The sequence below is a fragment of the Streptomyces sp. NL15-2K genome (assembly GCF_030551255.1).
In the GTDB taxonomy this organism is placed as follows: domain Bacteria; phylum Actinomycetota; class Actinomycetes; order Streptomycetales; family Streptomycetaceae; genus Streptomyces.
Genome location: NZ_CP130630.1, coordinates 8,368,647 through 8,382,417 on the forward strand (window position 1 = coordinate 8,368,647; position 13,771 = coordinate 8,382,417).

Sequence of the window (13,771 nt, forward strand, 5' to 3'; positions counted from 1 at the left end):
AGGCATAGCCTCGGCAACGTCGTATTTACCTTCAGGTAGCACCTACCTGGAGGGTGGCCCGAGGAGTACACGTGACCAGCAGTACGCAGGCACCCAAGTCAGGAGCCAGGACGGCTCATCCCGATCATCTCGGGCACGTCATCTTCATCGCGGCGGCGGCCGCGATGGGCGGTTTCCTCTTCGGCTACGACAGCTCCGTGATCAACGGCGCCGTCGAGGCCATCCGTGACCGCTATGACATCGGATCGGCAGCCCTGGCGCAGGTCATCGCCATCGCCCTGATCGGGTGTGCCATCGGCGCCGCGACCGCGGGCCGCATAGCCGACCGCATCGGCCGCATCCGGTGCATGCAGATCGCCGCGGTCCTCTTCACGGTCAGCGCCGTCGGCTCGGCGCTGCCCTTCTCGCTGTACGACCTCGCCTTCTGGCGGATCGTCGGCGGCTTCGCCATCGGCATGGCCTCCGTGATCGGTCCCGCCTACATCGCCGAGGTCGCTCCGCCCGCCTACCGCGGTCGCCTCGGCTCCTTCCAGCAGGCCGCGATCGTCATCGGCATCGCCGTGTCGCAGCTGGTCAACTGGGGTCTGCTGAACGCCGCCGGCGGTGACCAGCGCGGCAAGCTCATGGGCCTGGAGGCCTGGCAGGTCATGCTCGGCGTCATGGTCGTCCCGGCCGTCCTGTACGGCCTGCTCTCCTTCGCGATCCCCGAGTCCCCGCGCTTTTTGATCTCCGTCGGCAAGCACGAGCGCGCCCGCGAGATCCTCACCGAGGTCGAGGGCAAGGACATCGACCTGGACGCCCGCGTCGCCGAGATCGAGCTCGCCGTGAAGAGCGAGCACAAGTCGACCTTCAGGGACCTGCTGGGCGGCAGCTTCTTCTTCAAGCCGATCGTCTGGATCGGCATCGGCCTGTCGGTCTTCCAGCAGTTCGTCGGCATCAACGTCGCGTTCTACTACTCCTCGACGCTGTGGCAGTCGGTCGGCGTCGACCCGACGGACTCGTTCTTCTACTCGTTCACGACGTCGATCATCAACATCCTCGGCACCGTGATCGCCATGATCTTCGTCGACCGCGTCGGCCGTAAGCCGCTGGCCCTCATCGGCTCCGTCGGCATGGTGATCGGCCTCGCGCTGGAGGCCTGGGCGTTCTCGTACAACCTGGTCGACGGCAAGCTCCCGGCCACGCAGGGCTGGATCGCCCTGATCGCCGCCCACGTGTTCGTCCTCTTCTTCGCCCTGTCCTGGGGTGTGGTCGTCTGGGTCTTCCTCGGCGAGATGTTCCCGAACAAGATCCGCGCCGCCGCCCTGGGCGTGGCCGCCGCCGCGCAGTGGATCGCCAACTGGGCCATCACCGCGAGCTTCCCGTCGCTGGCCGACTGGAACCTGTCCTTCACTTACGTGATCTACACGGTCTTCGCCGCGCTCTCCATCCCCTTCGTCCTCAAGTACGTCACGGAGACGAAGGGCAAGGCACTGGAGGAGATGGGCTGAGCGGCCCCCTGAACAAGGCGTACTGCCCCGGCTCACCCGGCCTTCACGGTCGGAGCCGGGGCAGTACGTCTTCGCAGAACAGCCGCAGACCGCGCCACCCTTCGTCCAGCGGCATCCCGCCGGCCAGCGGATGCAGGACCAGGTTGTCCAGGCCCTGCGCCACGCACTCGTCGGGCGTGAGGATCCGGTAGACCCCCTCGCCGCGCAGCTCCTGCACCGTCGTGGCCGCCGACTTCACCGCCGACCGGATGTCCCCGGACTGCCAGGAGGCGTACGTCCGGGCTTCGTGCAGGAAGTGCCCGCCGTACCGGGCCCACGCCTCGTCCGGATCCTCGGCGACGTGCAGCAACGGTGTCTCGGCGGCGGGCATCATGGTCCAGCCCTCGGTGCCGTACTCGACGAGCCGCTCCTTGTAGTACGCCTCCAGCTCCGGCAGATGCGCGCTGGGGAAGAACGGCAGCCCGAGCCGGGCGGCCCGGCGGGCGGCGGCCTTCGAGGAGCCGCCGACGAGGAGGAGGGGGTGCGGGTCGGTGTACGGGCGGGGGGTGACCCGGACGGTACGGCCGTGGTACACGAACTCCTCGCCGGTCCAAGCCTTGAGGGCCGTCTCCAGAACCTCGTCCTGGATCTTCCCCCGCCGCTTCCACTCCACGTCGAACTGCTCGTACTCCTCGGGCCGGTACCCGATCCCGGCGACCGTCACCAGCCGGCCGCCGCTGAGCAGGTCCAGTACGGCGATGTCCTCGGCCAGCCGCAGCGGGTCGTGCAGCGGGCCGATCACCGCCGAGACCGTGACCGCGATGTGCCGGGTGGCCCCGAAGACGGCACCCGCGAAGGCGAACGGCGACGGCAGCCAGTTGTCGGCGACGCCGTGGTGCTCCTCGGTCTGCACGGTGGTGATCCCGTGGTCGTCGGCGTACGCGGCCATCCCCAGGGCCGCCTGGTAGCGCGCGCTGAGCGAGGCGGGGGTGGCGCCGGGCTCGACGAGGTTGAAACGTACGACCGTGACGGGCATGGGAAGCCCCCTTCGCCGGGTGAGGTGCCGGTGCAGGGGGACATTAGCTGACGGTTCGTCAGGTAACCAGGGGTACGGCGTGCCGCCGTTCGGAGGCGCGGGGGACGGCCCCGACGGGGAGGGGTCGCGCATACTGGACGGGTTATGGAAATCGTCATTCTTGCTGTAGTCATCGCCGTGGTCGTGCTCGGCGCGCTGGGCGGGCTCATCGTCGGCGGTCGGCGACGGAAGCCGCTGCCCCCACCGCCCCCCACCACGCCCGACATCACCGCCCCCCCGGCCGAGCCGCACGTCGGCGACGAGGCCGAGACGCCGCGCGACGAACCGCGCCGGACGATAGAGGAGGTGGATCTTCCGGACGGCTCGGCTCCCGTCGCCGTCGAGGAGCCGCCATCCATCGAAGTCCCCGAGATCGAGGTCCCCGAGCCCACGGCGGGGCGGCTCGTCCGCCTCCGTGCCCGGCTCTCCCGCTCGCAGAACGCCCTCGGCAAGGGGTTGCTCACCCTGCTGTCGCGCGAGCACCTCGACGAGGACACCTGGGAGGAGATCGAGGACACCCTCCTCACCGCCGACGTCGGCGTGCTGCCCACCCAGGAGCTGGTCGAGAGCCTGCGCGAGCGTGTGAAGGTGCTCGGCACCCGCACCCCGGCCGAGCTGCGCGGCCTGCTGCGCGAGGAGCTGCTCAAGCTGGTCGGCACCGACTTCGACCGCACGGTGAAGACCGAGCCCGAGACCAGCAAGCCCGGCATCGTGATGGTCGTCGGCGTCAACGGCACCGGCAAGACCACCACCACCGGCAAGCTCGCCCGCGTCCTCGTGGCCGACGGCCGCAGTGTGGTCCTGGGCGCCGCCGACACCTTCCGGGCCGCCGCCGCCGATCAGCTGCAGACCTGGGGCGAGCGGGTCGGCGCCTACACCGTGCGCGGTCCGGAGGCCGGCGACCCCGCCTCCGTCGCGTTCGACGCGGTGAAGGAGGGCAAGGAGATGGGTGCCGACGTCGTGCTCATCGACACCGCCGGCCGTCTGCACACCAAGACCGGTCTCATGGACGAGCTCGGCAAGGTCAAGCGGGTCGTCGAGAAGCACGCGCCGCTGGACGAGGTGCTGCTCGTCCTCGACGCGACGACGGGGCAGAACGGTCTCGTGCAGGCCCGAGTCTTCGCCGAGGTCGTCGACATCACCGGCATCGTGCTCACCAAGCTGGACGGCACGGCGAAGGGCGGCATCGTCGTCGCGGTGCAGCGCGAGCTGGGCGTGCCGGTCAAGCTGGTGGGTCTCGGCGAGGGTGCGGACGACCTGGCGCCGTTCGAACCGGAGGCGTTCGTGGATGCCCTTATCGGAGAGTGACCGGCCGAATACGCGAAGAAGCGCCCGCCCCGAGGCTGCGATGGGGCCGGGCGCTTCGCTGTGTGCGTCGTCGGGCTCTTACGCCCGTGACCGATGCGCCACGTAAGCCAGTGTTCCCAGCAGCAGCCTGGCCGCCGGCGGCTTGCTCGCCGTATCCAGGGCGGGGGAGCGCATCCACCGCACCGGACCCAGCCCTCCCCGGTCGGAGGGCGGTGCCGTGATGTACGTGCCGGGGCCCAGGCCGCGCAGGTCGAGGGAGGTCGGGTCGTCCCAGCCCATGCGGTAGAGCAGCTCGGGGAGTTCGGCGGCGGCACCGGGGGCGACGAAGAAGTGGGCGCGGCCCTGCGGGGTGGCGGTCACCGGGCCGAGGGGGAGGCCCATGCGCTCCAGCCGGATCAGGGCGCGGCGCCCGGCGGGCTCGGCCACCTCGATCACGTCGAACGCCCGGCCGACCGGCAGCATCATCGAGGCGCCGGGGAACTCGGCCCACGCCCTGGTCACCTCGTCGAGTGTGGCGCCGGCCGGGACGTGGGGCGCGAAGTCGAGCGGATGCGCGCCGGGGGCGGCGCAGTCGGCGCGGCCGCACGAGCAGGCGCCGGCCGCGGCACGCGCGCCGGGTGCGACGTCCCAGCCCCAGAGTCCGGTGAACTCGGCGACCGCAGTGCACTCCGACGAGCGCCCGCGCCTGCGCGAGCCGGAGCGGATCTCCCGAATGCCGCCGATCGTGAAGCCCATACCCCCTCCAACGTGTCCGGCCTGCCAGTGGTTACGTGACGAACGCGAACAGTGACTCTCTGTTGCCTTTTCCGGTACCGCTTCCGAGTTAAGGCAGCGCTCGGAAGCGTCACCGGTGGTGCACGCGACCACGCGCGCCCCTGAGTGCTTCGCTGCGCCCACTCTCGATGGTCCTCTGTCAAGTCAATCGCGTGGAGGTGACCGTGAGTTCATTCGAAGGGGTGGCGAATGGTGGCGTTTCCGGGATCGCCATGGCTGGACGCGTGATCGTAGGATTACTTTGAGTGTGCGAGTCCTGGGGGCACATGCACGTGTGGGTATGCCGGAGGCAAGTCGGCTCACCGGTTCGAAGGATGACAACCGCCGGACGGACGGCCGTATTTACCGGCATTCTGATAAGGCTTGGCGCACTCAGTGACAAGTGGTCTCAGGGATGGGGGCGTTCCAGTGAGCGGCAACGGCGACAGCGGGACAAGCGCGACGAACGCGACAAGCGCGATGAACGCCACGAACGCTGACAAGCGCCAGAACGAGCTGCTCACCTCGTGGTTCGTTCGCAGCGGCTGGTCCAAGGGCGAGCTCGCCCGGCAAGTCAACCGCAGGGCCCGGCAGCTGGGGGCCAACCACATCTCCACGGACACCTCGCGCGTGCGCCGGTGGCTGGACGGCGAGAACCCCCGCGAGCCGATCCCGCGGATCCTGTCCGAGCTGTTCTCGGAGCGGTTCGGCTGTGTCGTCTCGATCGAGGACCTCGGCCTGCGCACCGCCCGTCAGTCGCCCTCCACGACCGGCGTCGACCTGCCCTGGACGGGTCCGCAGACGGTGGCCCTGCTCGGCGAGTTCTCGCGCAGCGACCTGATGCTGGCGCGGCGCGGCTTCCTCGGGAGCTCGCTGGTCCTGTCCGCGGGCCCGTCCCTCATCGAGCCCATGCAGCGCTGGCTGGTGCCGGCGCCCCCTGCGCCGTACCAGGAGCCCGAACCGTCGTCCCCCGCGTCCCGACGTGGCCGCCTGTCCAAGCCCGAGCTGGACCTCCTCGAATCGACGACCGTGATGTTCCGGCAGTGGGACGCCCAGTGCGGCGGCGGTCTGCGCCGCAAGGCGGTCGTCGGCCAGCTGCACGAGGTGACCGACCTCCTCCAGGAACCCCAGCCCGAGGCCACCACCCGCAAGCTGTTCAAGGTCGCCGCCGAGCTGGCGGAGCTGGCCGGCTGGATGTCGTACGACGTCGGGCTGCAGCCCACCGCGCAGAAGTACTTCGTCCTCGCCCTGCACGCCGCCAAGGAGGCCGGCGACAAACCGCTCGGCTCGTACGTCCTGTCCAGCATGAGCCGCCAGATGATCCACCTGGGGCGGCCCGAGGACGCTCTGGAGCTGATCCACCTCGCGCAGTACGGCAGCCGGGACTGCGCGAGCCCGCGCACCCAGTCCATGCTGTATGCGATGGAGGCCCGCGCGTACGCCAACATGGGGCAGCCCGGCAAGTGCAAGCGGGCGGTCCGGATGGCCGAGGACACCTTCGCCGACGCCGACGAGTGGGACGAGCCCGACCCCGACTGGATCCGCTTCTTCTCCGAGGCCGAGCTGTACGGCGAGAACTCCCACTCCTACCGCGACCTCGCCTACGTCGCCGGCCGCAGCCCCACCTACGCCTCCCTCGCCGAGCCCCTGATGCGGCGGGCCGTCGAGCTCTTCGCCGAGGACGACGAGCACCAGCGGTCGTACGCACTGAACCTGATCGGGATGGCCACCGTGCACCTGCTCCAGCGCGAACCCGAGCAGAGCACGGTGCTGACCGGGCAGGCCATGCAGATCGCCAAGAAGGTCCGCTCCGAGCGAGTCAACACTCGTATCCGAAAGACGGTCGACACGGCCGTACGCGATTTCGGTGATCTGGCGGAGGTCGTGGACCTCACCGAGCAGCTCGCGATCGAGCTGCCCGAGACCGCCGAAGCGGTCTGAGACCCCGGAGAAACCCTTGAACCCCGGCCGCGGCCGGCCCTCCCGAACTGCCCGACTCGGCTCCCCCATGCCAGGTCATCGGAAGGCCGGCCGCGGCCGGACCCCCGTAGGTTGCGCCACGATAACGATCGCGCAGCCGAACATCTGCCAGTTCATCTACCTGTAACACGCAAGGCGCCTTCGTCACGGCGGCGAAACAACGAGGGGCTTCCATCGAAACCGCGCTGCGTCAATCTCATGGCGCATAACCGGCTTGCCCCTCAATCCGCTCAGGCTTCCGCCCGCACGGGGCCGTACCAACGACGAGGAGACGCCGATGGCACCAGCAGCCATCACGCTCGCCGCAGAAGCACCCAAGCTGTCTGCCGCCAACACGGGCTTCATGCTCATCTGTTCTGCCCTGGTGCTGATCATGACCCCGGGCCTCGCCTTCTTCTACGGAGGCATGGTCCGCGTCAAGAGCACTCTCAACATGCTGATGATGAGCTTCATCAGCATCGGGATCGTCACCATCCTCTGGGTGCTGTACGGCTTCTCCATGGCCTTCGGTACGGACTCCGGCAGCATCATCGGCTGGAACTCCGACTGGGTCGGCCTCAGCAACATCGGTCTGACGGAGCTGTGGGACGGCTACACCATCCCGATCTTCGCGTTCATGATCTTCCAGATGATGTTCGCCATCATCACGCCCGCCCTGATAAGCGGTGCCCTCGCGGACCGTGTGAAGTTCACGGCGTGGGCGCTGTTCGTCGCCCTGTGGGCCACGGTCGTCTACTTCCCGGTCGCGCACTGGGTCTGGGGCGCCGGCGGCTGGGCCTTCGAACTGGGCGTGATCGACTTCGCCGGTGGTACGGCGGTCCACATCAACGCGGGTGCCGCGGCGCTCGGCGTGATCCTGGTCATCGGCAAGCGCGTCGGATTCAAGAAGGACCCGATGCGCCCGCACAGCCTCCCGCTGGTCATGCTCGGCTCCGGCCTGCTGTGGTTCGGCTGGTTCGGCTTCAACGCCGGTTCGTGGCTCGGCAACGACGACGGCGTCGGCGCGCTGATGTTCGTCAACACGCAGATCGCCACCGCCGCCGCCATGCTGGCCTGGCTGATCTACGAGAAGATCCGCCACGGCGCGTTCACCACCCTGGGTGCCGCTTCCGGTGCCGTCGCGGGCCTCGTCGCCATCACCCCGTCGGGTGGTGCGGTCTCCCCGCTCGGCGCGATCGCCGTCGGCGTCATCGCCGGTGTCCTGTGCGCCATGGCCGTCGGCCTGAAGTACAAGCTGGGCTACGACGACTCGCTCGACGTCGTCGGCGTCCACCTCGTCGGCGGTGTCGTCGGCTCCCTGCTGATCGGCTTCTTCGCCAGCGGCAAGGGCCAGTCCACCGTCGAGGGTCTCTTCTACGGCGGCGGCATGACGCAGTTCTGGAAGCAGTGCGCCGGTGTCTTCGCGGTGCTCGGCTACTCGCTCGTCGTCTCCGCGATCCTCGCCTTCCTGATCGACAAGACGATGGGTATGCGGGTCCCGGAGGACGTGGAGGTCGCCGGTATCGACCAGGCCGAGCACGCCGAGACCGCATACGACTTCAGCGGCGCCGGCGGTGGTTACGACCGCAGCGCCGTCCCGGCCCCGCCCGCCTCCGAGTCCAAGAAGGTGGACGCATGAAGCTCATCACCGCCGTCGTGAAGCCTCACCGGCTCGACGAGATCAAGGAAGCTCTCCAGGCCTTCGGTGTCCACGGCCTGACGGTCACCGAGGCGAGCGGCTACGGTCGTCAGCGGGGCCACACCGAGGTCTACCGCGGTGCCGAGTACACCGTCGACCTGGTGCCCAAGATCCGGATCGAGGTGCTGGCCGAGGACGACGACGCCGAGCAGCTGATCGACGTCATCGTCAAGGCCGCCCGCACCGGGAAGATCGGTGACGGCAAGGTCTGGTCCCTCCCGGTCGAGACGGCCGTACGGGTGCGGACCGGCGAGCGCGGCCCGGACGCGCTCTGACGGCAGAAAAGAACAGGAGTCGCTGGGTGACGAGTACGGACGTGCGCAAGGAAGCAGAGGACTCGGGACCCAGCGGCTACGCGGCGGCCCGGCTGCGCCTCCTCACCGAGGGGGCGCGGTCCGGGCCGCCGCGCCGTACGGCCCTGTCGGAACTGACCGACGACTGGCTGTCCGGGCTGTTCGGCGCGGGCGCCGAGGGGCTGCGCGGGGTCTCCCTGATCGCCGTGGGCGGCTACGGCCGCGGCGAGCTGTCCCCACGTAGCGACCTGGACCTGCTCCTGCTGCACGACGGCAGCGACTCCGGCGCGGTCGCCGCGCTGGCCGACCGCATCTGGTACCCCGTCTGGGACCTCGGCCTCGCCCTCGACCACTCGGTCCGTACGCCGGCCGAGGCCCGCAAGACCGCCGGCGAGGACCTGAAGGTGCAGCTGGGCCTGCTGGACGCCCGCCACATCGCGGGCGACCTGGGACTGACGGCCGGCCTGCGTACGGCCGTCCTCGCCGACTGGCGCAACCAGGCGCCGAAACGTCTCCCCGAGCTCCAGGAGCTGTGCGCCGAGCGCGCCGAACGGCAGGGCGAGCTGCAGTACCTGCTGGAACCCGACCTCAAGGAAGCCCGCGGCGGCCTGCGCGACGCCACCGCCCTGCGCGCCGTCGCCGCCTCCTGGCTGGCCGACGCGCCGCGCGAGGGCCTCGACGACGCCCGGCGCCGGCTGCTCGACGTCCGTGACGCCCTGCACCTGACCACGGGCCGCGCCACCGACCGGCTCGCGCTCCAGGAGCAGGACCAGGTCGCCGCCGAGCTCGGCCTCCTGGACGCCGACACGCTGCTGCGGCAGGTGTACGAGGCGGCGCGGGTCATCGCGTACGCCAGTGATGTCACCTGGCGCGAAGTGGGGCGCGTACTCAGGTCGCGCGCCGTACGACCGCGTCTGCGCGCCATGCTGGGCGGCGGGAAGCCGGTTGCCGAAAGGTCTCCGCTGGCGGAGGGCGTGGTCGAGCAGGACGGCGAGGTGGTGCTCGCCCGCGCCGCACGCCCGGAACGCGACCCCGTGCTCCCCCTGCGTGCCGCAGCCGCCGCCGCGCAGGCCGGGCTTCCGCTCTCCCTGCACGCCGTGCGGCGCATGGCGGCCACCGTGCGCCCCCTGCCCACGCCCTGGCCCGCCGAGGCGCGCGAGCAACTGGTGACCCTGCTCGGCTCCGGCCGCCCGACCGTCGACGTCTGGGAGGCACTGGAGGCCGAGGGGCTGATCACCCGGCTGCTGCCCGACTGGGAGCGGGTGCGCTGCCGGCCGCAGCGCAACGCCGTGCACGTCTGGACCGTCGACCGGCACCTGATCGAGACCGCCGTCCGCGCCTCCGAGTTCACCCGCCGCGTCAGCCGCCCCGACCTCCTCCTGGTCGCCGCGCTGCTGCACGACATCGGCAAGGGCTGGCCCGGCGACCACTCGGTGGCCGGCGAGATCATCGCCAAGGACGTGGCCGCCCGCATCGGCTTCGACCGCGCGGACGTGACCGTGCTCTCCACGCTCGTACGGCATCACCTGTTGCTCATCGACACCGCCACCCGGCGCGACCTGGAGGACCCGGCCACCGTGCGCTCGGTCGCCGAGGCCGTCGGCACGCAGAGCACGCTGGAGCTGCTGCACGCCCTCACCGAAGCGGACGCACTGGCCACCGGCCCGGCCGCCTGGTCGTCCTGGCGGGGCTCGCTCGTCGCCGACCTCGTCAAGCGCGTCGCGGCGGTCCTCGCCGGGGACGAGCCGGACGACCCCGAGGACGCCGCGCCCACCGCCGAGCAGGAGCGGCTCGCGATCGAGTCGGTCGCCACGGGCGGGCCGGTGCTGGCGCTGCGCGCCCAGACCGAGCCCCCGGCCGACCAGGAGCCGTCCGTAGCGGAGGACCCCGAGCCGCTGGGCGTGGAACTGCTGATCGCCGTCCCCGACCAGCCGGGCGTCCTGCCCGCGGTCGCCGGTGTCCTGGCCATGCACCGCCTCACCGTCCGCACCGCCGAACTGCGCACCCTGGACCTGCCCGACGGCGTCGAGGGCTCCGTCCTGCTGCTGAACTGGCGGGTCGCCGCCCAGTACGGCTCCCTGCCCCAGGCCGCCCGGCTGCGCGCGGACCTCGTAAGGGCCCTGGACGGCTCGCTGGACATCGCGGGCCGGCTCGCCGAGCGCGACGCCGCGTATCCCCGCCGCCGGGGCGTGGTGGCACCGGCGGCCCGGGTGTCGGTCCACCCGGCCGCATCCCGCCTGGCCACGGTCATAGAGGTGCGCGCGCAGGACGCGCCGGGGTTGCTGTTCCGCATCGGGCGGGCGCTGGAGGACGCGGGGATGCACATGCGCAGTGCGCATGTCAGCACGCTGGGGTCCAACGCGGTCGACGCCTTTTACGTGACCAACGCCGACGGGCAGCCGTTGCCGGGCGAGGAGGCGGCTTCGGCGGCTCGGAAGCTGGAGGAGACGCTGCGGGCGTGACCTTGCGGTCGCGTTGTGCGTTACACCGATGTGCTCCCTGCCGCTGCGGGGATGGTCCCGACGAGTTGGTCACGATCCTCGGAGGCGACACCTGCTCCCCGCCGACGCGGGGTTCCGTCCCCGCCCGCTGAATGCAGCGGGCGGGGACGATTGTCTTGCGCGGCCGGATACCCTGGAGGGCAGCCCAGACTGTTGCCGACTCCAAGGACCGACGCCGCCGTGTTCGATACCCTCTCCGACCGCCTCTCAGTCGCTTTCAAGTCCCTCCGGGGCAAGGGCCGGCTGTCCGAGGCGGACATCGACGCCACGGCACGTGAGATTCGCATCGCGCTTCTCGAAGCCGACGTGGCCCTGCCTGTCGTCCGGACATTCATCAAGAACGTCAAGGAGAGGGCTCTCGGGAGCGAGCTTTCCAAGGCCCTGAATCCGGCGCAGCAGTTCATCAAGATCGTCAATGGCGAACTCGTCACGATCCTCGGCGGCGAGACCCGTCGCCTCCGGTTCGCCAAGCAGCCGCCCACCGTGATCATGCTGGCGGGTCTGCAGGGTGCCGGTAAGACCACCCTCGCGGGCAAGCTCGGCCGCTGGCTGAAGGAGCAGGGCCACTCGCCGCTCCTGGTCGCCGCCGACCTCCAGCGCCCCAACGCCGTCAACCAGCTCAGCGTGGTCGCCGAGCGCGCGGGTGTGGCCGTCTTCGCCCCCGAGCCGGGCAACGGCGTCGGTGACCCGGTCAAGGTCGCCAAGGACTCCATCGAGCACGCCAAGTCCAAGGTCCACGACATCGTGATCGTGGACACCGCCGGCCGCCTGGGCATCGACCAGGAGATGATGCAGCAGGCCGCGGACATTCGGGACGCGGTCTCGCCGGACGAGATCCTCTTCGTCGTCGACGCGATGATCGGTCAGGACGCGGTCAACACCGCCGAGTCCTTCCGCGACGGCGTCGGCTTCGACGGCGTGGTCCTGTCCAAGCTCGACGGCGACGCCCGCGGTGGTGCGGCCCTGTCGATCGCCTCGGTCACCGGCAAGCCGATCATGTTCGCGTCCAACGGCGAGAAGCTCGACGACTTCGACGCGTTCCACCCGGACCGGATGGCCTCCCGCATCCTCGACATGGGTGACCTGCTCACCCTGATCGAGCAGGCGGAGAAGACGTTCAGCCAGGAAGAGGCCCAGAAGATGGCCTCCAAGCTGGCGTCGAAGAAGGGCCAGGAGTTCACGCTCGACGACTTCCTGGCCCAGATGGAGCAGGTCCGCAAGATGGGCTCCATCTCCAAGCTGCTCGGCATGCTCCCGGGCATGGGCCAGATCAAGGACCAGATCAACAACCTCGACGAGCGCGACGTCGACCGCACGGCCGCGATCATCAAGTCGATGACCCCGGGCGAGCGCCAGGAACCGACGATCATCAACGGCTCGCGCCGCGCCCGTATCGCCAAGGGTTCCGGTGTCGACGTCAGCGCCGTGAAGAACCTGGTCGAGCGGTTCTTCGAGGCCCGCAAGATGATGTCCCGCATGGCCCAGGGCGGCGGCATGCCGGGCATGCCGGGAGTCCCGGGCATGGGCGGCGGCCCCGGCCGCTCCAAGAAGCAGCCGAAGAAGGCCAAGGGCAAGCAGCGCTCCGGCAACCCGATGAAGCGCAAGCAGCAGGAGCAGGAGGAGGCCGCGCGCCGCGCCGCGGCCGCCCAGGGTGGCAACGCCTTCGGCGTCCCGGGCCAGCAGGCGCCTCAGGACTTCGAACTGCCGGACGAGTTCAAGAAGTTCATGGGCTGACTCCGGCGTGATCCGCTGGACAGGCCCTGGCTAGGCAATGCGTGCGATCAAGTACCGGAACACGTTCGGCATCCACACCGTGCCGTCCCGGCGCTGATGTGGATGCAGGGACTCCGTCAGCTCCTTGTCCACCTGTTCCTGGTCGGTCGCGGAGATCGCCGCGTCGAAGAGCCCCGTCGACAGCAGCCCGCGTACGGCGCTGTCGAGGTCGGCGTACCCGAAGGGGCAGGCGACCCGGCCGGAGCCGTCCGGCTTCAGGCCGGCGCGCTGGGCGACCTCCTCCAGGTCGTCCCGGAGGGCGGAGCGCCACCTGCCCGAGCCGCGCATCGGATCCGCCAGCTTGGTGGCCACCCGGAGCACGGACGACGTGGCGCAGCGTTCCGGCGGGCCCCAGCCGGCCAGCACCACGGGCGCCCCGCGCTCGGCGAGCGGCGTCGCCGAGGCGAGCAGTTCCCCGAGCCCCTCCGAGTCGCCCGCGAGACACCCGATGGGCTCGAAGGCGGTCACCACGGTGTACGCGGGAGCCTGGGCGTCGGCCGCGTCCCGGGGCGAGCCGTCGACGAGCCGTGCCTCGGTACGCGCGCGCGTGCCACTCGCCTGAGGCACCAGCCGCTCGCGCGCGAGTGCCAGCCGTTCGGGCGAGGAGGAGTCGACGCCGGTGACCGCGGCTCCTCTGGACGCCGCCATCAGCAGGGCCAGCCCGGAGCCGCAGCCGAGGCCCAACAGCCGTGTGTCGGGTCCCACTTGCAGTCGCTCGTAGACGGCCTCATAGAGCGGCACCAGCATCCGCTCCTGGATCTCGGACCAGTCACGCGCGCGTGCGCCCAGGTCCACGCGGGGTGTCTTTCCCGCATGGGACAGGCGTTGTCGCACGAGCGTAGGTGTCATCAAAGCGCCCCAATCCGCCGAGAGTTTCCCCTGTGCCCGTTTCCGTGGCCCCCGTGACGTGCGCTCGCACTCCCCCCGTATGTCCCCCGTAT

General features: G+C 70.3%; 10 protein-coding genes. 7 read left to right on the plus strand and 3 right to left on the minus strand.

Annotated features, from left to right (window positions below):
- Window positions 1-71 precede the first annotated feature (71 nt).
- Entirely contained in the window at window positions 72-1,490 is a 1,419-nt protein-coding gene (locus tag Q4V64_RS37700) for a sugar porter family MFS transporter (RefSeq protein ID WP_124438947.1), read from the plus strand.
- A 43-nt stretch (window positions 1,491-1,533) separates the two neighbouring features.
- Here the strand turns inward: Q4V64_RS37700 and Q4V64_RS37705 are convergent, their stop codons facing one another.
- Window positions 1,534-2,505, minus strand: a complete 972-nt coding sequence (locus Q4V64_RS37705; protein WP_124438946.1) for an LLM class flavin-dependent oxidoreductase — start codon at window positions 2,503-2,505, stop codon at window positions 1,534-1,536.
- Window positions 2,506-2,649: 144 nt separating this feature from the next.
- On the opposite strand from Q4V64_RS37705, the gene ftsY reads away from it, so the two are divergent.
- Window positions 2,650-3,852, plus strand: a complete 1,203-nt coding sequence (ftsY, locus tag Q4V64_RS37710) for a signal recognition particle-docking protein FtsY (protein WP_124438945.1) — start codon at window positions 2,650-2,652, stop codon at window positions 3,850-3,852.
- A 78-nt stretch (window positions 3,853-3,930) separates the two neighbouring features.
- Here ftsY and Q4V64_RS37715 read toward each other — a convergent pair whose 3' ends face one another.
- Complete coding sequence (locus Q4V64_RS37715; protein ID WP_124438944.1) at window positions 3,931-4,587, minus strand: bifunctional DNA primase/polymerase; 657 nt, start codon at window positions 4,585-4,587, stop codon at window positions 3,931-3,933.
- Between the two features lie 498 nt (window positions 4,588-5,085).
- Here Q4V64_RS37715 and Q4V64_RS37720 point away from each other — a divergent pair, with 498 nt between their 5' ends.
- The 5 genes from Q4V64_RS37720 (at window position 5,086) to ffh (ending at window position 12,791) form a co-directional block, all read left to right on the plus strand.
- Complete coding sequence (locus tag Q4V64_RS37720; RefSeq protein ID WP_124438943.1) at window positions 5,086-6,546, plus strand: hypothetical protein; 1,461 nt, start codon at window positions 5,086-5,088, stop codon at window positions 6,544-6,546.
- A gap of 316 nt (window positions 6,547-6,862) precedes the next feature.
- Complete coding sequence (locus Q4V64_RS37725; protein WP_124438942.1) at window positions 6,863-8,203, plus strand: ammonium transporter; 1,341 nt, start codon at window positions 6,863-6,865, stop codon at window positions 8,201-8,203.
- Window positions 8,200-8,538 (plus strand): P-II family nitrogen regulator, encoded by a 339-nt coding sequence (locus Q4V64_RS37730; protein WP_003997576.1) that lies wholly within the window; start codon window positions 8,200-8,202, stop codon window positions 8,536-8,538. The genes Q4V64_RS37725 and Q4V64_RS37730 overlap by 4 nt, the downstream gene beginning before the upstream one ends.
- A 26-nt stretch (window positions 8,539-8,564) precedes the next feature.
- Window positions 8,565-11,018 carry a [protein-PII] uridylyltransferase gene (locus Q4V64_RS37735; RefSeq protein WP_124438941.1) on the plus strand — a complete coding sequence of 818 codons (2,454 nt, stop codon included), beginning with the start codon at window positions 8,565-8,567 and terminating at the stop codon, window positions 11,016-11,018.
- A gap of 219 nt (window positions 11,019-11,237) precedes the next feature.
- On the plus strand, window positions 11,238-12,791 hold the full coding sequence (gene ffh, locus Q4V64_RS37740) for a signal recognition particle protein (protein ID WP_124438940.1): 1,554 nt from the start codon (window positions 11,238-11,240) through the stop codon (window positions 12,789-12,791).
- A gap of 30 nt (window positions 12,792-12,821) precedes the next feature.
- Here ffh and Q4V64_RS37745 read toward each other — a convergent pair whose 3' ends face one another.
- The gene (locus tag Q4V64_RS37745; protein WP_124438939.1) at window positions 12,822-13,679 is read right to left on the minus strand and encodes an SAM-dependent methyltransferase; all 858 of its coding nucleotides are present in this window, start codon (window positions 13,677-13,679) and stop codon (window positions 12,822-12,824) included.
- Between the last annotated feature and the right edge of the window lie 92 nt (window positions 13,680-13,771).